Here is an 18,627-nt window from a genome sequence, read left to right as displayed (position 1 = left end):
AAGCCGGGGCGGCGGAGTGCATCGACGCATGCTGGGTAGACGTCCGTTCGCGTCAAGCGCCTATCGTCCAGTCGGCACCTGCTCGTCCACATGAGCGCGGGTCGCGCGCGCCGCAGCCGGCTTGGCATGGAAGCACGTGGCAAACGCCATACCTGAGACCGTCAACCGGTAAAGTGCGCCGCAGCATTGGCGTCGGGTCGTTCCGGTTCGCTCGGCCAGGACACGTCGCGCAGCAACTCGTCCGTGTGGCCGGACTGGCGCAGGGCCAGGTCGCCCAGCGAGACGATGCCCACCACCTCATGGCGGTCGTTCAGCACCGGGAGGCGGCGGATCTGCACGTCGCCCATCTGCTTCATCACTTCGTCCGTGGTCTGGTCTTCGGTGCACCAGCGTGTGGTCTCGGTCATCACTTCCTTCACGCTGTGGGTGGCGGGCTCCAGGCCGGCCGCGGTGGCGCGCACGGTGATGTCCCGGTCGGTGATCATGCCCACCAGCGACTTGCCGTCGCACACGGGCAGGGCGCCGACGTTGAGCTCGTCCATGAGCTGGGCCGCGCGCTGAAGGCTGGCATCGGGGGGAATGACCTGCACGCCCTTGGTCATTACTTCGCTGATTGTCGTCATGGAGGTTCCTTGGAAGGAGGGTTGGGGTGGAGACTCCTCCCCGCGTGCAATCGACGTTCCCTGGTGGCGGTGCATGGGTATCCGGATTGCTGCCTCCGAGGCCATGACCGAACAGTTGCATCACTACTGGCAAAAACGTGACTTCAGCGTCACGCCCGAGCCGCGAGGCAAGGCTGCAAAGGCTGGCAAGGCGTTGGGGTTCGTCATCCAGAAACACGCGGCGTCGCGGCTGCACTACGACTTCCGGTTGGAGCTGGAGGGCACGCTCAAGAGCTGGGCCGTGCCCAAGGGGCCGAGCTTCGATCCGAACGACAAGCGCATGGCGGTGCACGTGGAGGACCATCCGCTGTCGTATGGCGGCTTCGAGGGTGTCATTCCGCCTGGCCAGTACGGCGCAGGAACGGTGATCGTGTGGGACCGCGGCAGCTGGGAACCCGTGGGCGATCCGTCCAAGGGCTACCGCGAGGGCAAGCTGAAGTTCCGCCTGCATGGCGAAAAGTTGCACGGTGCTTGGACGCTGGTGCGCATGCATGGGCACGCCAATGAGAAGCAGGAGCCGTGGCTGTTGATCAAGGAGCGCGACGATGCGGCTCGGCCGGCATCGGAGTTCTCGGTGGTGGATGAGATGCCCGACAGCGTGTTGTCGGGGACGAAGTTGAGGCGCGCACCAACCGCCTCATCCCGACGGAGGCCGGGATCCACGGGCCTCCCGTCCATTCCAGACGGCGCCAAGAAAGCCAAGCTGCCCCTGATGCTCGCTCCACAGCTCGCCACGCTGGTCGACCAGGCGCCAGCCGGCGAAGACTGGGTCTACGAGATCAAGTTCGACGGCTACCGCATCCTCGCGCGCATCGATGGCGGTGAGGTGCGGCTTTTCACGCGCAACGGCAATGACTGGACGTCGAAGATGAAGACGCTCGCCGCGGAGGTCGCCTCGCTGGGCTTGCCTTCAGGCTGGCTCGACGGCGAGATCGTCGTGCCGGGCGCGCAAGGCGCACCGGACTTCAACGCGCTGCAGAACGCCTTCGATTCGTCCCACACCGAACGCATCCAGTACTACCTCTTCGACGTGCCGTTCTTCGGCGGGCACGACCTGCGCGCCGTGCCTTTGCAGCAGCGGCGCGAGTTCCTGCGCGGGCTGCTCGACGGCCGCACGGGCGAGCGCATCCGCTTCAGCGAGGACTTCCAGGCCGCACCCGAGGAGATCCTGCACAACGCCTGCCGCATGCGGCTGGAAGGCGTGATCGGCAAGCGGCGCGATGCGAGCTACGTGTCGCACCGCTCGCCGACGTGGATCAAGCTCAAGTGCACACACCGGCAGGAGTTCGTGATCGTGGGGTACACCGACCCCTCGGGCTCGCGCGTGGGCATCGGCTCGCTGCTGCTGGCCATCCATGATGAGAAGGGAGACCTGCGCTACGCCGGCAAGGTGGGCTCGGGCTTCGACACCAGCACGCTGGCCACGCTGAAGAAAAAGCTGCACGACCTGCAGGTGGACAAGACGCCGCTCGCCCACAAGCCCGCCGAGGCGCGCGGCCACTGGGTGCAACCGAAGCTGGTGGCCGAGGTGTCCTTTGGTGAATGGACACCCGAGGGACGCATCCGCCACTCGGTATTCCACGGCCTGCGCACGGACAAGCCGTCCAGCGTCATCACCAAGGAAGAGCCGGTGCCGGTGAAGAAGGCGGCCCGGGCCAAGGCCAAGCCGACGGACCTGCCTGCGCTGCCGAAGGACCTTCGCATCAGCCACCCCGAGCGGGTGATCGACGAGAGCACTGGCATCACCAAGAAGGAGCTGGTCGACTACTACCTGCTGGCCTCGCGGCATATCCTGCCGCACCTGGCCAAGAGGGCGGTGGCGCTGGTGCGCGCGCCTTCGGGTGTCGGCGGCCAGCTCTTCTACCAGAAGCACGCCGAGACGCTGAAAATCGCCGACGTCACGCTGCTGGACAAGTCGCTGTACCCGGGACATCCGCCCATGCTGTCCATCGACAGCTTCACCGCGCTCATCAGCGCCGCGCAGATGAACGTGATCGAGTTCCACACCTGGAACTCCACGGTCAACGACATCGAACGCCCTGACCGCATGACCTTCGACCTCGACCCCGGCGAAGACGTCCCTTGGCCGCAGATGCAGGAGGCGGCGCAGCTCGTGCATTCGCTGCTCGACGAACTGGGCCTCGCGAACTTCCTCAAGACCAGCGGCGGCAAGGGCCTGCACATCGTGGTGCCGCTCACTCGCCGCGACGGCTGGGACACGGTCAAGGACTTCTCGCAGGCCGTGGTGCAGCACCTGGCCAAGGTGCTGCCCGATCGGTTCGCCGCCAAGAGCGGTCCGAAGAACCGGGTGGGCAAGGTGTTCCCGGACTACCTGCGCAACGGGCGCGGCGCCACCACTGCCAGCGCATTCTCGGCGCGGGCCCGTCCGGGCCTGGGCGTGTCCGTGCCCGTGGCCTGGGACGAGCTGCCCGACCTGACCGGCGGCGCGCACTGGACCATCCGCAACGTGCATGAACGACTGGAGGCCGGCACCGACCCGTGGGCCGGCTACGCGAAGACACGGCAGACGCTGGGCAAGGCCATGAAGGCCCTCGGCTTCGAACCCTCTTGAAGGAGAACCCGCATGGCCACCTCGAGCACCCGCACCCTGTGGAAAGGCGCCATCAGCTTCGGGCTGGTGCACATCCCTGTCGCCTTGCACTCCGCCACGGCCGACACCGGCATCGATTTCGACTGGCTGGACAAGCGCAGCATGGACCCGGTGGGCTACAAGCGCATCAACAAGAAGACCGGCAAGGAGATCGACAAGGAGAACATCGTCAAGGGCGTGGAGTACGAGAGCGGGCATTACGTGGTCCTCACCGACGAGGAGATCAAGGCGGCGTACCCCAAGAGCACGCAGACCATCGAGATCGAGGCCTTCGTGCCCATGAACGAGCTGCCCTTCGTCTACCTCGACCGGCCGTACTACCTTTCGCCGCTGGGCAAGGGCGACAAGGTCTATGCGCTGCTGCGCGAGACGCTGCTCAAGACGGGGCGGGTGGGCATCGCGCGGGTGGTCATCCAGACCAGGCAGCACCTGGCGGCACTCATCCCGTCCGGCCCGGCGCTGGTGCTCAACCTCGTGCGCTGGGGCGAAGCCATCCGCCCCTGGGACCAGCTCAACCTGCCCGAGGCCGGTACCAAGGCCGTCGGCCTGAAGGAGAAGGAGCTGTCGATGGCCGAGCAATTGGTGGACGAGCTCACCACGCATTGGGACCCGGACCAGTTCCACGACACCTTCAGCGAGGAGATCATGAAGCTGGTGCACCAGAAGGTCGACGCGGGCCAGACGGAGACGGTCATCAAGCCCGAGGCGCAGGAGGAGGGCGCGGCGGCGCCGTCGAACGTGGTGGATCTCACCGAGCTGCTGCAGCGCAGCCTGCGCGGCGGGTCGAAGGCGGCCGCCAAGGCGCAGCCGGCCGCGAAGGAGCCGCGCAGCAGCCGCGAGCCCAAGCCGCAGAAGGCCGAGCGTGCCCCGCTACGCGCGGCGGCTGCCTCGCGGGAAACCAAGTCGACGGCGAAGGCCCGGGCCCCAGGGCGCAAGAAGGCCGCCTGAGGCGTGGAACCACAGGCCGCGGAAGCGGTGCTCCGCGACCACGCTGCCGAACTGGCGTGGTGATCGCCGCAGCAAGGGCGGGGTGCGGTCGATCAGGCGATCGCACAGCGCGCAGAAGTCGTCGTAGTCGAATCGCAGGATGGGCATGCCGTTCACCGGCAACCCGCATGCCGACCTACATGGCCCGTGCCAGCGCCCCGGCCAGCTCTGCCGGCTGGCAGGGCTTGGCGATGACGGTGAGCCCCGCCGCGATGGCCGCTTCCAGCCGCGAGGTGTAGCCTGTCATCAGCACCACGGGCAGCTCCGGACGCGACTGTCGCAGCGCCAAGGCGAGCTCGATGCCGTCCATGCCGCCGGCCATCACGATGTCGCTGAGCACGCCGTCGAAGGGCTCCTCGGAGGAATCGATCAGCGCCAGTGCCTGCGGGGCGGACGACGCGCGGGTGATGCGGTAGCCCAGGCGCTCCAGCAGCGCCGCCGTGGCCGCGGCGACGTCGTCGTTGTCTTCCACCAGCAGCACGTGGCCGTCGCCTTCGGGCAGGGCCGTGCTGGGCGGTGGTGGGGGCGCCGAGGCTTCCGGCGCCGCCAGCAGGAACATCGACACCGCCGTGCCGCTGCCCGGCGAGCTGTGGATGACCGCCACGCCGCCCGCCTGCTTGCAAAAGCCGTAGACCTGGCTCAGGCCCAGCCCCGTGCCCTTGCCGATCTCCTTGGTGGTGAAGAAGGGTTCGAACACGCGCTCCAGCAGCTCGGGGGGGATGCCCACGCCCTCGTCGCTGACGCGGATCTCCACGAACTCGCCGTCCAGCGACACGTCCTCCTTGCCGGCATTGCGCACCAGGATGCGAAGGGCGCCGCCCTCGGGCATGGCATCGCGGGCGTTGATGGCGAGGTTGATGAGGGCCAGCTCCAGCTCGGCCGCGTCCACCGACACCATGCGGATGTCATGCGCCACCTCATGCTCGATGCGGATGCTCTGCGTGAGCGTGTGCCGCAGCAGGTCCGTGACCGAGGGCAGCCAGCGCCGCAGGTCGATCACCTCCGCCCGCCAGGCCTGCCGCCGCGAGAAGGCCAGCAGCTGCCGCGTGAGCCGGGTGCCTGCCTCGACCGCGCGCTTGATGGAGTTGATGGCCGGCGTGGTGTCCATGCCCGGACGCATGCGCTCCAGCAGGTGGGCGTTGTTGTTGACCACCATCAGCAGGTTGTTCACGTCGTGGGCCACGCCGCCGGTGAGGTGGCCCATGGCTTCGAGCTTCTGCGACTGCCGCAGCGCCGCCTCGATCTTGAGACGCTTGTCGGCCTCCTTGTTCAGCCGGCGCAGCGCCTGCACTTCGCGTTGCGTGCGGCGCCTGGCGATGGCCGCGACGTACGCCAGGGCCCCGGCCATGGGTACGATGAACGCCGCCAGCAGCCACAGCGTGCTGCGCCATTCAGCGAGGATGACCTCGTTCGCCTTGCCCGCGGCCGTGTACAGCGGTGTGTCGTCGATGCGCCGGTACGCGATGAGCCGCCGCTGCTGGTCCACCGGCGAGGTGATGGTCAGCATGGCAGCGTTCTCGCCGGCGGCGATGCGCTGCATCATGTGGCCGGTCATCGGGGCGCGCTGTACCGGCAGCTCCGGCGCCGGCATGCGGGTGATGATGCGGCCGGACTGGTCGAACAGCGACAGCGACATGCCCGGTTCGGTGCGGCCCAACTCGGTGTAGAAGTCGAAGAAGTAGCTCGGCCGGACGCTGGCCACCACCACGCCGACGAAGCGACCCATGCGGTCCTCGCGGCGGCGGCTCATCATCAGCAACTGGCCGGTGGACTCGGACGGGTCCGGCGCGACGGTGTAGCGGGTGGCGGTGCGGCCCGCCTCGGCGGTGGCGAGGCGGAAGAACTCGCGGTCAGGGGCGCGAACCTCGCTGCCCTTGGCCGGCGGCTCGTCGCTGGTGACGAGCTGGCGGCCCTCGTTGTCCCAGACGCTCAGCGTCTTGAGGGCGGGCACGCGCTGCAGGGTTCGCAGCAACTGCTGGCGGATCTGGTCGTGGGAATCGATGATCTGCGCATCCGACAGGCCCGACAGCTCCTCGTCGATGCGGTCGAACACCAGCTCGTGGGTCTGCATGACCCGCTGGGCATGCTCATTGGCGATGCGCACCGCGTGGTCGATGTCGGCCTGCGCCTGCTGCCAGGCGTTGGCATGGCTTTGCCAGGCGGCCACGCCGAACATCGCAGCGGGCAGGAGCGCGGCGGCCCACACCCAGGCGAGCATCCAGCGTTCATTGACCGTGGTCCTGCGAGGCTTTTTGGTGTGCGCCGACTGCATCGATCATGCCTGTTTGACCCCGCGGGAAACAGTCAATTACAGATGGATTGGGGTTGTCCGTTCGCACATAATGCCCCATCTCCGGATGTCGTGCGATGCACGCCATCCTGCCGCGCGAGGTCATGTTGCGCGGCACATTCACGCACTGGATGCACCCTCTGGAGGAAGTTCGCAATGCCCCACGCATTGGTTGTCGACGACGAAGCCGACTCCGCGGAAATGATGGCCGCGCTGATCGCGGCCGAAGGTTTCACCGTCGCCACCGCCGGCTCCCTGCGCGACGCGCGCAAGCAACTCGCCTTGCAGGAGCCGGACATTGTCCTGCTGGACCTCATGCTGCCCGACGGCAGCGGCATGCAGCTGTTCGACGACGGCAAGCTGCTGGCCAACACCGAGGTCGTGCTCATCACCGGGCATGCCAGCCTGGAAACGTCCATCCAGGCGCTGCGCCTGGGCGCGGCCGACTACCTGGTCAAGCCGCTGAACATGAAGCAGCTGCACGGCATCCTGTCGCGCGTGACCAAGCCGGCCACGCTGCGGGCGGAAGCCGACAGCCTGCAATCGAGCCTGGAGCAGGAGGGCCACTTCGGCCTGCTGTGGGGCAAGAGCGCCGGCATGCGCCGGGTGTACGAGCAGATCCTGCGCGTGTCGGGCACGGCGGTGACGGTGTTCGTCACCGGCGAGAGCGGCAGCGGCAAGGAGGTGGTGGCCCGCACGGTGCATGACCTGAGCCGCCGGCGCGCCAAGCCCTTCCTGGCGGTGAACTGCGGCGCCATCTCGCCGCACCTCATCGAGAGCGAGATCTTCGGCCACGAGAAGGGCAGCTTCACCGGTGCGGACCGCCAGCACCAGGGCTTCTTCGAGCGCGCCAGCGGCGGCACGCTGTTCCTCGATGAAATCACCGAGATGCCGCTGGACCTGCAGGTCAAGCTGCTGCGCGTGCTGGAAACCGGCACCTTCATGCGGGTGGGTTCCACCCAGCTGCTGGAGACCGACGTTCGCATGATCGCGGCGACCAACCGCAATCCGATGGAAGCGGTTCAACAGGGCAAGCTGCGCGAAGACCTGTTGTACCGCTTGAATGTGTTCCCGATCCACCTGCCGCCGCTGCGCGACCGGCAGGACGACATTCCGCTGATCGCCGAGCATTTTCTGGACGAGATCTCGCGCCGCGAGGGGCAGGTCAAGCACTTCGCGCCGCAGGCGCTGCTGCGGCTGCAGAGCTACCGCTGGCCCGGCAACGTCCGCGAGCTGCGCAACATCGTGCACCGCGCCTACGTGATGGCGCCGGACACGACCATCGTCGACGAATGCCTGCCCACCACCGAGACGCCGCTGCCGGTGATGACCGGCGCGCCGGTGCTGCAGGTGCGCGTGGGCACGCCGCTGTCGGAGATCGAGCGGCAGGTGACGCTCGCGACGCTCGAATACTTCGGGCGCCACAAGGAAAAGACCGCCGCCACCTTGGGCGTGAGCCTGAAGACGCTCTACAACCGGCTGAAGGAATACTCCACCGTGCCGGAGAAGCAAGCCGGGCAGGGCGACGACAACTGAGGACGCCGCGGCCTCACGATGGACGGCCGGCGGCCACCCAGGTGCCGGTGGCGGCCATGTCCAGCCGGTAGCGGGCGCAGTTGTGGCTGCCCAGGGCGGCCAGCTCTTTGGCCAGCATGTCTCGCAAGCCAGGCGCAGAGGTCTCGTCCAGCGACAAGGCGGACAGCGCCTCGCGAAGGCTCTGCCGTTCCCGCACGACGAGCTGGATTGCATCGGCGAGCGACTCGCGGTAGCGCAGCCGCAGCGGGTCGAGCGCCGTCATTGATTCAAGCGACTGCAGCACCATCGCGTACTTCTTCATGGACCGGCGGTAGGTCCAGGTGAAGAGGTCGGTGGCCATGGACAAGTCCAGCTGTTCGGCCACGCCGGTCATCGCCAAGGCGTGGTCGTTCGGATCGATGTCGTTGAACGACAGGGGCGCGCAGTTGCGCAGCACGAGCGGGATGTTGGCGGCCAGGCGGCTGGCGCGCCCGTTGCCGTCTTCGAAGGGTTGGAGGTAGGCCAGGTTCACCCAGAGGAAGAACGCCGCTTCCACGGGGTTCTTCACCTGCCGTGCCTTGTCGATGATGGCGGTGAACATCTGGGCGGGCAGGTCGCCATTCTTTCGGACAACACCCAGCGCGTGCGGATCGGCGAGCAACTGCTCGAGCAGCAGCGCATGGACGTTGCAGACGACCGATTCGGTGAGGCCGTGCACCGGCACGGCGTCGACCATGAACTCGATGGCCCGTTGGTGGTTGAGCAGCATGATCGCGTCCACGTCGCCATGTACCAGGCCCGTCTTGAACAAGTCGGCGGCGGCCAGCAGCGAATGGCGGTTGCCTTCCAGTCTTGACGAGGACCACGCCAGGTCGATGAGCCACTGCGCCAGCACCCGGCGGGCACAGGTGCCTGCGGGCTGCCGGCCTTTCATGCTGCCGGACTCGGCGAGTTCCGCGGCCAGCTTTGCCGGCAGCCAATGGGTCTGGTTGGGAACGTAGCGATCGACCAAGCTGCGCTGATAGGCGAGCGGCTCGCGGTTGCCCGCGGACTGCGCGAGGCGCTGGCGGGCCGCGACACTCTTCGCAGACCAGGGCAGTTCGGGAGACACGATCGGCTCAGGCTCTGCCGCGACGAGCACGGTGGGCGCGGCGGTTGCGTAGCCACGTCTTTCCGGCAAGGTGTAGCGCGTCGCGCGGGCCAGGCCGGACCGGAGCAGCGCGCCCGCTGCCACGAGCCGCTCCAGTGCACGCTTGACCGTGGCCGGACTGGCGCCTGTGATTCGCGCGAGGTCGGAGCTGGACGCGGTCCGGCGGATGCGCACGGCATCCAGCACGGCAGTCTCGAAGGGAGTGGGTGAGCTCAAGGCGAGGTCAGCCCGTTTGAGCTGATTTGATCCGGATTGAGCTGATTATAACGAATGTGATGAGCTGATGTTAAAAAATCGGATCACGTCGATCGCTTCTTCACCGACACCTCCACCACCATCCCGTCGTAGTCCTCGGGTGCCCCCATCCACACGCCGCTCACCGGCGAAGCGAAGCTTGCATGCCGGGCCACACCCACGCGGATGAGGTCGGTGCCGCCGATGAGGTTGTTGGTGGGGTCGAAGGGCATCCAGCCCGCGCCGGGCATGAACACCTGCACCCACGCGTGGGTCGCGCCGGGCGCGATCTTCTCTTCGGAAGGTGCGTCCAGGTCCGGTGTGTACACGTAGCCGGACACGAAGCGCGCCGCGTATCCGAGCCGGCGCACGGCCTCCACCATCAGCGTCGCGAAGTCGCGGCAGGTGCCTTGCTTGCGCTCGAGCGTCTCGCGCGGCGTCTGCACGCCTTCCTCGTCGCGGGGCTTGTAGTCCATGGTCTCGCGGATGCTGCGCGTCATGTCCACGAGGATCTGCCGGCTGTCGGGCCCGACGAACTGGCGCGCCCAGGCCATGAGCGTTTCGTCGGCGTCGTAGAACGGCGTGAGGTAGTGCTGCAGCACCTGCCGGTCTTCGGCGGCGTATTCGAACGGGAAGTGCTCGGCGCCGGGGCTCAGCGGCAGGTCGAGTGCGCGCGAACCGGTGTGCTCCACGGTGAAGGTGCAGGTGAACTTCAGCGCCTGCGAGGGTGAACCGGGCTGCACCAGGGCGATGGAGTTCTCGTACGCGTCCTGGATGAGCCGGATGTCCTGCGCCGGCGGATCCACCTGCAGGTCGGTGGCCAGCACGCGCAGGTCGTGGCTGTCGCGCGGCCTGAACATCAGCCGGTGCTCGCCGAACGTCACCGGCTTGTTGTATCGGTATTCGGTGGTGTGGGTGATGTCGAAGATGATGGACACGAAAGATCCCGTGGCTGCCCGTGCAGCGGCCATTCTCGCGCGTGCCCGTGACATCACGGGCTGTGCAGGCGCCGAATCCCGTCAGCGCTGCGGGCGATTCTTCTTCGTGTCGAGGTCGCCAGGCGCTTCGCCCTTGGAGTGCGAGCGGCCTTCGCTCTCGGCGTCTTCCAGCTCCGATGCTTCGGCGGCGTCGTGCGGCGCGGCCTGGCCGCTGCGCTCGCCTGCCTTGCCCGACTTCACGAAGTCCTGCTCGGCCTTGTCAAACCGGCGGCCGGCCTCGTAGTCGCCTTCGCCCTGGACGGTGCCGCCCTTGGCCTTGTCGGCGGGGGTGTTGCTGCTCATGGGATTCTCCTGTGGGTTCAGCGCAAGGATTCAGCGTTTGGCTCAAGCCGCCTCGGTGAGCACGTCCAGCGGCGCATCAGCCACCTGCGACGTGGGAAAGGGAATCGGCGCCGGCGCCTGGCGGTGCGCCGCCCGTTGCGGGTTGGCCCAGGTGGCCGAGGCGCTCGCTGCCGCATGCATGCGTTCGATCTCCGGCTGCGCGAGGATCCAGTCCAGCCGCATCAGCGTGCTGCGCATGTCCATGGGCTTGTGCCAGATCTCGCGAAAGCCCTGCGCCGTGAGGTCGGTCACGGTCTCGGCGGTCACCGCCACGGCGGGCACGTCGCGCAGGTGGGCCATCTGGCGCAGGCGTTGCAGCAAGTCCGCGCCGTGGCAGTCGGGCAGGCACAGGTCCAGCAGGAGCAGCTCGGGGCGTTCTTCGCTGGCGAGGGTCAGTGCTTCGCCGCCGTCCAGTGCCACCACGAGCTTGAGCTCGGGCCGCTTGGCGAACAGCGCCTGCATGACCAGCACATTCACCGGGTGGTCTTCCACGTACAGCACGGTGCGCGTGGGCGCGGCCTGGGTTGGGAACGCGTTGTCCTGGGCGTCGATGAAAGTGGGCACGATTGAGGGTCCTCGCAATGGGTGCAAGCCCCTGCATGGCAAGCGGTGTGCCCGTGGCGTGCGCCGTGCGGATGTGACATTCACCACGCCGCCAGCCGGCTTCTTCGGGCGGGACTAAGCTGCCCGCACCTCCACTGGAAAAATCTGCTGACGCCATGACAACCCGCAAGAGGATCGAGACCGATTCCATGGGCCCCATCGAGGTCGACGCCGACCGCCGCTGGGGCGCCCAGACGCAGCGTTCGCTGGAGCACTTCCGCATCTCTGGCGAGCGCATGCCCATCGAGCTGCTGCGGGCGCTGGCGATGGTGAAGCGGGCCGCCGCGGGTGTGAACCGCGAGCTGGGCATGCTGGACGCGACACTGGCCGACGCCATCGAGGACGCCGCCACCCGCGTGCTGGCCGGCGGCTACGACGGCGAGTTCCCGCTGGTGGTGTGGCAGACGGGCTCCGGTACCCAGACCAACATGAACATGAACGAGGTGCTGGCCAACCTCGCGTCCGAGACGATCAATGGCGCGGAAGGCGGCGAGCGGGTGGTGCACCCGAACGACCACGTCAACAAGGGACAGTCGTCCAACGACGTGTTCCCGACCGCGATGAACGTGGCGGCGGCCGTGGCCGTGTCGCGCCGCCTGCTGCCGTCGCTGGCGGCGCTGCGCGACGAGTTCGCCGCCAAGTCCCATGACTACAAGGACATCGTGAAGATCGGCCGCACCCACCTGCAGGACGCCACGCCGCTCACGCTCGGGCAGGAGTTCTCCGGCTATGCGGCCCAGCTCACCCAGGCGCACGCGGCGATCGGCGCGGCGTTGTTCCCGGTGTTCGAGCTGGCGCTGGGCGGCACGGCGGTGGGCACGGGGCTGAATGCGCATCCGGAGTTCGGCGATCGTGTGGCAGCCCGCCTGGCGCAGGAGCTGGAGCTGCCCTTCGTGGGCGCCACCAACAAGTTCGCGGCGCTGGCGGCGCACGACACCCTGGTGATGCTGCACGGCGCGCTGAAGATGGCCGCGGTGGCCTTGATGAAGATCGCCAACGACCTGCGCCTGCTGGCCTCGGGCCCGCGCAGCGGCATCGGCGAACTCACGCTGCCGGAGAACGAGCCGGGCAGCTCCATCATGCCCGGCAAGGTGAACCCGACGCAGTGCGAGGCGATGACCATGGCCTGTGCGCAGGTCATGGGCAATGACGTCGCCGTGGCCGTGGGTGGCGCGTCCGGTCACTTCGAGCTGAACGTCTTCAAGCCGCTCATCGCGCATAACCTGCTGCAAAGCGTGCGGCTGCTGGCCGATGCCTGCGACAGCTTCAACGAGCACTGTGTGAAGGGCCTCGAGCCCAACCGCGAGCGCATCCGTGAGCTGGTCGCGAACTCGCTGATGCTGGTGACGGCGCTGGCGCCGCACATCGGCTATGACCGCTCCGCCAAGATCGCGCACAAGGCGCACCACGAGGGCACGTCTTTGCGCGACGCGGCGCTGGCGCTGGGTGTCAACGGGGCGGATTTCGACGCCTGGGTCGTCCCCGCCAAGATGGTCTGAACTTCGCGCTCAAGGCTCAGGGGCCGATGTCGCGGCGGCGGCTGCGGGCATCTTCGTCATCGTTGCTTCCGGGCTGCAGGTTGCCTTCGCTTCCGCTGCGCTCGTCTCGCTGCGAACTGTCGGCGCTGGGCTTGCGCGAGCGCGGGTGTTCGTGAGGGCTCTTGTCGCGGTGCTCAGCCTCGTCGTCCTTGACGGTCTGGGACGGGTCTGCCTGCGGTTTCTGACGTGATGACATGGTGTGCTCCAGCAAACGATGAATGCCTTGGACGGGCAATCCATGTGCCCCTTCAGGCACACCGGTTGCCGCTCCAGGCATCCATCGTCCCTTGCAAGAGGTTCACATGCTCAATCGACTCGTTTCAACCGCGCTGGTGGGCCTGGCCATCGGCACCTTGTACTCACTCAACAAGCAATGGCAGGACAAGCGCAAGCTGTCGGCCGATGCTTCCCCGGCCAAACATCCACGCGAGCAGGTGTGGGAAGGCGAGGGCGGCGCGCTGCCCGTGACCGGCGCGCAATTGGGGCCGGATCCGGCGGTGACGCAGACGTCCGCGCAGAAGCAGGATGAGGCGGAGGGCATCGTGCACTGACAACACTGGGCGTTTCAACAAAAGAAAACCGGGGCCGAGGCCCCGGTTTCTGTTCGCGGTATCCGGCGGAATCAACGGGCCGCCGCGAACTTCCCCTGCTCGTCCGAAAAAACGACTTCCACGCGGCGGTTTTGCTGGCGGCCAGCCGCGTTGTCGTTGCTGGCCACGGGTCGCGTTTCACCATAGCCGCGCGTCTCGATGCGATCGGCCGGCACGCCGCGCGACAGCAGCGCGTTGCGCACGGAGTCGGCCCGCGCCTGCGACAGGGCCATGTTCATCGCATCGCTGCCCACGCTGTCGGTGAAGCCTTCCACCAGGATTCGCCGCTCCGGATGGTTCTTCAGCACCACGGCCAGCTGGTCCAGCTTGGCCTGCGAGCCTTCCTTGAGCGTGGCGTGGCCGGTGTCGAAGAGCACGTCCTGCAGCATCACCACCAGGCCGTGGTCGGTGGGCTTGGCCTGCAGCTCGGCGAGTTCGCGCTGCAGCCGGTTGGCCCGCTCGGCTTCGGCGGCGGCCATGGCCTGGGCGTTCTGCGCCTGCGTCTGCGCGAACTGGGCCTGGGCCTGCGCGTTCTGGGCCTGCGCCTGGGCGCTGCGTGCGTTCGCCTGCGCCACTTGCGCTTCACGAGTGCGGACATCCGCGCGCAGCCGTTCGCGTTCGGCGCCGGCGGTCTCCACACGCGCATCGGCTGCGCGCTGCGCACCGATGTTCGTGGCCACCAGCGTGCGCTTTTGGGCCAGGTAGGCGAGGTGGTTCACCTCCGCGTCTTCCTGCTTGTCTCGCCAGGCCGAGTCCGCGCGCGCCAGTGCATCGCGCGCGCGGCTCAGTTCGCCCTGGGCGTACTGCGTCACCTGGCCGTTGGCCGCGGCGCGGTCGTACGACTGGTGAGCCTCGTCGAGCATTGCATTGCGCTGCGGCGCGGTCGAGCAGGCGCTCAGCATCCAGGCGGTCGCGATGCCGCCTGCCAACGTCGTCCAATGTTGTTTGTTCATGATTGATGTCTCCGTGCTGCCGCTACTGCGGCCTGGGCTGGCGATTCATCTCGTCGCGCAAGGTGGCCAGGCTCGCATCCAATTCGGCGGCGGCCTTCTGCGACTTGTCTGCCGCAGCCTTGGAGCGCGCAGCCAACGCATCGACTTCGGCCTCTTCGGCGAGCCGGCGGGCCTTCAGGTTGTCCTCGGCACGCGCGGCGGATTCGGCCTGCGCGAGCTTGTCGCGCGCCAGCGCCATCTCCGGCGAGGCGTCGTTCGCGCCGGCCACTTGCGCGGCATCGATGGCGCCTCGCGAAGCGCCGAGTTGTTCAGCCGTGGGAACACGGCCGGTGGAGCAGGCGCCCAGCAAGGCGCCAGTGGCGATCAGCCCTGCAAGGGCCGCGCCGCGGACTGGAATGGAGGGTCTCATGGAAGGACCTTTCCCAGAGTCGGACACGACAGTGGATCGGCAACTGCCGTGCCCGTGTTGGTGGCGTGCTCAGACCTTGCGGGAACTTCCGCTGGTGTGCACGTGCGTCGTGTCGAAGCCCTTGTTGCGGTTGGCCTCGGCAACTCTTTCCGGGTCGTCGCCGCTGCCGGAGTCCGACGCCGCAGGCTGCTCTTTCGAGCGTGCGGTGCCGGGTTCCTCGGCGATGCGGTCGATGTTGCCGCCTCCGGTGTAGTAGTCGCCCATCAAGGGCTGCGGACCGCGGTCGGGCACCCAGTCGCCATGGCTGCTGCCGGCCTTGCTGCGCTTGCCGCCGCTGTCGCCGTCACGGGCATGCGCGCCTTCGCCGCGCTTGCCCGATTCGGTGTCGCGTCCGGCCTCGGGCCGGTCCTTGTCGCTTGGTGAACTCATGCTGCGAGTCCTCCAGTGTCAATGGAAGACGAGGTACAGCAGCACGAGCACGATGGCGGGAACACCCAGAAGCCAGCCGATGAAGTACTTGCCCATTTGTTCATCTCCAAGATGAGTTGATCGATGAACTGGACTGGCAAGTGCTGTTCCCGCACTGCGCGGGGCGAGTCGTTCAGAGGGCTGAGGTTGCAGGTTCGCGATGGTTGTGCGACGGCGTGGCACCTGCGTCGCACAAGGGCAGCGACAGCACGAACTCCGCGCCTTCGCCGCGTCCGCCGCTGAAGGCGGTGATGTCGCCACCATGCAGTTGAGCGAGACGCCGCGCGATGGTCAGCCCCACGCCCAGGCCGTTGTTGGTCCGTGGCGTGCTGTGGCTTTCCTGCGCGAAGGGCTCGAACACCTGGGGCAGGAAGTCCGGTGCGATGCCGTGGCCGTGGTCGCGCACGTGGATGTTCACGCGGCCGCCCTCAAGCGTGGTGAAGACCTCGATGACGCCCGGCATGGCGGTGAACTTCGCGGCATTGCACAGCAGGTGCGCCAGCGCCTGCGACAGCCGCTGCTCATCACCCGACACCGCCAGCGGCGTGTCCCCCAGGCGGATGCTGAGCCGATGCCCTCGGCTGTCGATCTGAGGCTGTGCATGGCCCGCGGCCTCCTTCACGAGCCTGGCCACGTCCAGCGTCTGGTGGTGCAGTTCCACCTTGGCCTGGGTGATGCGCGTCACGTCGCGCATGTCGCCGATCACGCGCTGCAGCTGTTCGAGCTGCCGCTCGACGATCTGCCGCACCGGCGTGATGGCCGGTGTCTGCGACTCCATCATCTTCAGGATGGCCGTGGCGTTGGCGATCGGCCCGAGCGGGTTGCGCAGGTCGTGCGCGAGCATGGCGAGGAACTCGTCCTTGCGGCGGTCGGCCAGCCGCAGGGCGCGCGTGCGTTCGGCCAGGCGCTCCTCGAGGTCCTTGCGCTCGTGAATGTCGACGCAGCTGCCCGTGTAGCCTTCGAGCCCGCCATCGCTGCCGTAGCGCGGCACGCCGTTCATCAGCATCCAGCGCCAGGAGCCGTCCGCGCGCTGCAGGCGGAAGTCCATGGAGAAGGCCTGCCGCGCATCGAAGCTCGCATGCCAGATGCCTACGCAGCGTTCCAGGTCCTCGGGGTGCACGCGGCCGAACCAGCCGCTGCCGCGCTCTTGCGACGGCGTGCGACCGGTGAAGTCCAGCCAGGTCTGGTTGAACCATTCGAACTGCTTGTCTGCACCGGCAGCCCAGATCATGACCGGCACGGTGTCCGCCATCAGGCGGAAGCGGCCGTCGCAGGTGTCGTCCCCCAGGGTGCTCATTGCATGTCTCCTTGAATGTCCCGCGCTTCAGGGCAATCGGCGTGCCTGCCTGTGTCAGGTCATGGCCGGCTGGCGCGTGCGCAGGATCTCCACCAGGTCGTCCACGTTCACCGGCTTGACCAGGTGCTGGTCGAACCCGGCCTCGCGGGCACGGGCCCGGTCCTTCTCCTGGCCCCAGCCGGTGATGGCGACGATCACCGCGTCGCAGGTGGCCGGCTGCCGGCGCAGGCGCTGGGCGACGTCATAGCCGTTCATGCCGGGCATGCCGATGTCCAGGAAGATGTGGTCGGGCATCAGCCGGCCGGCGGCCTCCAGGGCGGCGAAGCCGTCGTGCACCACGGTCACCTCCTGCCCCAGTGATTCGAGGATGCTCCACAGGCTGTTGGCGAAGTCCACGTTGTCGTCGGCGATGAGCACGCGACGCCGCGGCATGGGCGCGGCCAGTGGTGGGGGCGGCGCCGGCAGCTCGGCCGGCAGGTGGCCCTTGGGAATGCACACGATGAACTCCGAGCCCTTGCCCAGTCCCTCGCTCTTCACCGTGAGGCTGCCGCCGTGCAGCTCCACCAGTTGCCGCGCCAGCGTGAGGCCCACGCCCAGGCCCTTGTTGCCGCGTTCCAGCGTCTGGTCGACCTGCATGAACATGTCGAAGATCTGCGCCTGCTGCTCCGGCGCGATGCCCAGGCCGCTGTCGATGACGCGCACCATCAGGCGCTCGGGCTCGTCATCCATCTTCAGGTGGATGCGCCCGTGGTCGTCGGTGTACTTGGCCGCGTTGTTGAGCAGGTTGGCGAACACCTGCGCGAGCCGCGTCGCGTCGCCCTGCACGAAGATCGGCCCGGCCGGAACCTCCAGCGTCAGCACGTGGTGGTGGGCCTCGATGCCGGGCTGCGCGATCTCCACGGCGCTGTGCAGCACGGCCACGACGTCCACTCGGCTCATGTCCAGCAGCACCTTGCCGGTGGTGATGCGCGAGACGTCCAGCAAGTCGTCGATGAGCCGCACCATCTGCTGAACCTGCCGCGACATGATCTGCAGGGCGCGCTGCTGCGAGGGGTTCGCGTCGGATGCTCGGCGCAGGATCTCCACCGCGTTGGTGATGGGCGCGAGCGGGTTGCGCAGCTCATGGGCCAGCGTGGCGAGGAACTGGTCCTTCGTGCGGGCGGCGGCGCGCAGCGCGTCCTCGGCCTTGCGGCGCTGCGCCATCTCGGCCGAGAGGTGGTTGTTGGACTGCTCCAGCGCCTCGGTGCGCTTGGCCACCTCGTCGAGCATGTTGTTGAAGGCCTGCACCAGCGTGCCCACCTCGTCGTCCGATGTCTTCTGCGCCCGCAGCGAATAGTCGCGGCTGGAAAACACGTCCTGCGCGATCTGCGCCACGTGCAGCACCGGGCCGGTCACGCTGCGCTGCAGGCGCCGGCTCACCAGCGCGGCCACCAGCAGGCTCGTGGCCATCACCCCGGCGAGGATGAGCAGGTAGTCCGCCAGCCGGCCGAGGATGTCGTAGCGCGACCGCAGATACACCGTGCCCACCAGCCGGCCGTTCTCGAGGATGTGCTGCACGACGTCGACGCGGTCGTTGTCGATGACGATGCCCGGCTTCGGCGCGAGCACCGGCACGGCGGCCTCGGCAGCCGACGGATGCACGTAGTTCGCGAACAGCCGCCCGTCGTTGCGGTACACCGCGCCCAGCGTGATCTGCGGACGCAGCCGCAGCAGCGAGAGGTTTTCCGACACGGTCTTCTGGTCGTCGAAGTTCAGCGCCGGCGCGCTCGCGTTGGCGACGATGCGCGCCTGCGTGCTCAGGTCGTCCAGCCAGTTCTTCTGGTAGCTGCGAAGCTCGTACACCAGCAATGCGGTGGCGCTGAGCAGCAGCGCGACGCAGGTCGTGGCCAGCACCACCACCATCATCTTGCGGCGCAGCGACGTGCGGGCACTGATCATCGGCATGGGCAGGCCCCAGCGGTCCTGCGGCACGGCTCCCTCGGTAGGCGGCATGCAGACTCT

General features: G+C 67.8%; 17 protein-coding genes. 5 read left to right on the top strand and 12 right to left on the bottom strand.

Annotation, left to right across the window (positions count from 1 at the left end):
* Positions 1-161 precede the first annotated feature (161 nt).
* The gene (locus DZC73_RS21495) at positions 162-623 is read right to left on the bottom strand and encodes a CBS domain-containing protein (RefSeq protein WP_124542429.1); all 462 of its coding nucleotides are present in this window, start codon (positions 621-623) and stop codon (positions 162-164) included.
* 73 nt (positions 624-696) lie between these two features.
* Here DZC73_RS21495 and ligD point away from each other — a divergent pair, with 73 nt between their 5' ends.
* Both ligD and ku read left to right on the top strand, forming a co-directional pair.
* A complete protein-coding gene (gene ligD, locus DZC73_RS21490; protein ID WP_235835228.1) occupies positions 697-3,234 on the top strand; it encodes a DNA ligase D in 2,538 nt (845 codons plus the stop codon).
* Positions 3,235-3,246: 12 nt separating this feature from the next.
* On the top strand, positions 3,247-4,221 hold the full coding sequence (gene ku, locus DZC73_RS21485; RefSeq protein WP_124542427.1) for a non-homologous end joining protein Ku: 975 nt from the start codon (positions 3,247-3,249) through the stop codon (positions 4,219-4,221).
* A gap of 175 nt (positions 4,222-4,396) precedes the next feature.
* Here ku and DZC73_RS21480 read toward each other — a convergent pair whose 3' ends face one another.
* On the bottom strand, positions 4,397-6,478 hold the full coding sequence (locus DZC73_RS21480) for a hybrid sensor histidine kinase/response regulator (RefSeq protein ID WP_161974694.1): 2,082 nt from the start codon (positions 6,476-6,478) through the stop codon (positions 4,397-4,399).
* A gap of 228 nt (positions 6,479-6,706) precedes the next feature.
* Between DZC73_RS21480 and DZC73_RS21475 the strand changes: the two genes are divergently transcribed.
* Complete coding sequence (locus DZC73_RS21475) at positions 6,707-8,086, top strand: sigma-54-dependent transcriptional regulator (protein ID WP_124542425.1); 1,380 nt, start codon at positions 6,707-6,709, stop codon at positions 8,084-8,086.
* A 13-nt stretch (positions 8,087-8,099) separates the two neighbouring features.
* Here DZC73_RS21475 and DZC73_RS21470 read toward each other — a convergent pair whose 3' ends face one another.
* The 4 genes from DZC73_RS21470 to DZC73_RS21455 form a co-directional block, all read right to left on the bottom strand.
* Positions 8,100-9,431 (bottom strand): Fic family protein, encoded by a 1,332-nt coding sequence (locus DZC73_RS21470; protein ID WP_235835227.1) that lies wholly within the window; start codon positions 9,429-9,431, stop codon positions 8,100-8,102.
* An 83-nt stretch (positions 9,432-9,514) separates the two neighbouring features.
* A complete protein-coding gene (locus DZC73_RS21465) occupies positions 9,515-10,387 on the bottom strand; it encodes a transglutaminase family protein (RefSeq protein ID WP_235835226.1) in 873 nt (290 codons plus the stop codon).
* Between the two features lie 81 nt (positions 10,388-10,468).
* Entirely contained in the window at positions 10,469-10,729 is a 261-nt protein-coding gene (locus tag DZC73_RS21460) for a hypothetical protein (RefSeq protein ID WP_124542423.1), read from the bottom strand.
* 42 nt (positions 10,730-10,771) lie between these two features.
* Positions 10,772-11,332 carry a response regulator gene (locus tag DZC73_RS21455; protein WP_124542422.1) on the bottom strand — a complete coding sequence of 187 codons (561 nt, stop codon included), beginning with the start codon at positions 11,330-11,332 and terminating at the stop codon, positions 10,772-10,774.
* Positions 11,333-11,487: 155 nt separating this feature from the next.
* Here DZC73_RS21455 and fumC point away from each other — a divergent pair, with 155 nt between their 5' ends.
* Positions 11,488-12,870, top strand: coding sequence for a class II fumarate hydratase (gene fumC, locus DZC73_RS21450; protein ID WP_124542421.1), 1,383 nt, complete (start codon positions 11,488-11,490; stop codon positions 12,868-12,870).
* A gap of 16 nt (positions 12,871-12,886) precedes the next feature.
* On the opposite strand, the gene DZC73_RS21445 is transcribed toward fumC, so the two are convergent.
* A complete protein-coding gene (locus DZC73_RS21445; protein ID WP_124542420.1) occupies positions 12,887-13,105 on the bottom strand; it encodes a hypothetical protein in 219 nt (72 codons plus the stop codon).
* 106 nt (positions 13,106-13,211) lie between these two features.
* Between DZC73_RS21445 and DZC73_RS21440 the strand changes: the two genes are divergently transcribed.
* Positions 13,212-13,460, top strand: coding sequence for a hypothetical protein (locus DZC73_RS21440; protein WP_124542419.1), 249 nt, complete (start codon positions 13,212-13,214; stop codon positions 13,458-13,460).
* 71 nt (positions 13,461-13,531) lie between these two features.
* On the opposite strand, the gene DZC73_RS21435 is transcribed toward DZC73_RS21440, so the two are convergent.
* The 5 genes from DZC73_RS21435 to DZC73_RS21410 form a co-directional block, all read right to left on the bottom strand.
* Complete coding sequence (locus tag DZC73_RS21435; RefSeq protein WP_124542418.1) at positions 13,532-14,452, bottom strand: OmpA family protein; 921 nt, start codon at positions 14,450-14,452, stop codon at positions 13,532-13,534.
* Between the two features lie 22 nt (positions 14,453-14,474).
* Positions 14,475-14,861 (bottom strand): DUF4398 domain-containing protein, encoded by a 387-nt coding sequence (locus DZC73_RS21430; protein ID WP_124542417.1) that lies wholly within the window; start codon positions 14,859-14,861, stop codon positions 14,475-14,477.
* Positions 14,862-14,930: 69 nt separating this feature from the next.
* Positions 14,931-15,290, bottom strand: coding sequence for a hypothetical protein (locus DZC73_RS21425; RefSeq protein WP_124542416.1), 360 nt, complete (start codon positions 15,288-15,290; stop codon positions 14,931-14,933).
* 172 nt (positions 15,291-15,462) lie between these two features.
* Positions 15,463-16,626, bottom strand: a complete 1,164-nt coding sequence (locus DZC73_RS21415; protein ID WP_124542414.1) for a PAS domain-containing sensor histidine kinase — start codon at positions 16,624-16,626, stop codon at positions 15,463-15,465.
* A gap of 54 nt (positions 16,627-16,680) precedes the next feature.
* Positions 16,681-18,618, bottom strand: coding sequence for a hybrid sensor histidine kinase/response regulator (locus tag DZC73_RS21410; RefSeq protein ID WP_161974693.1), 1,938 nt, complete (start codon positions 18,616-18,618; stop codon positions 16,681-16,683).
* Positions 18,619-18,627: the final 9 nt, after the last annotated feature.

Origin of the sequence: Rhizobacter terrae, assembly GCF_003852895.1 — a bacterium.
Taxonomy (GTDB): Bacteria; Pseudomonadota; Gammaproteobacteria; order Burkholderiales; family Burkholderiaceae_C; genus Albitalea; species Albitalea terrae.
The sequence above is the reverse complement of the archived record's forward strand: the minus strand, read 5'-3'. Positions and strand labels throughout refer to the sequence as shown.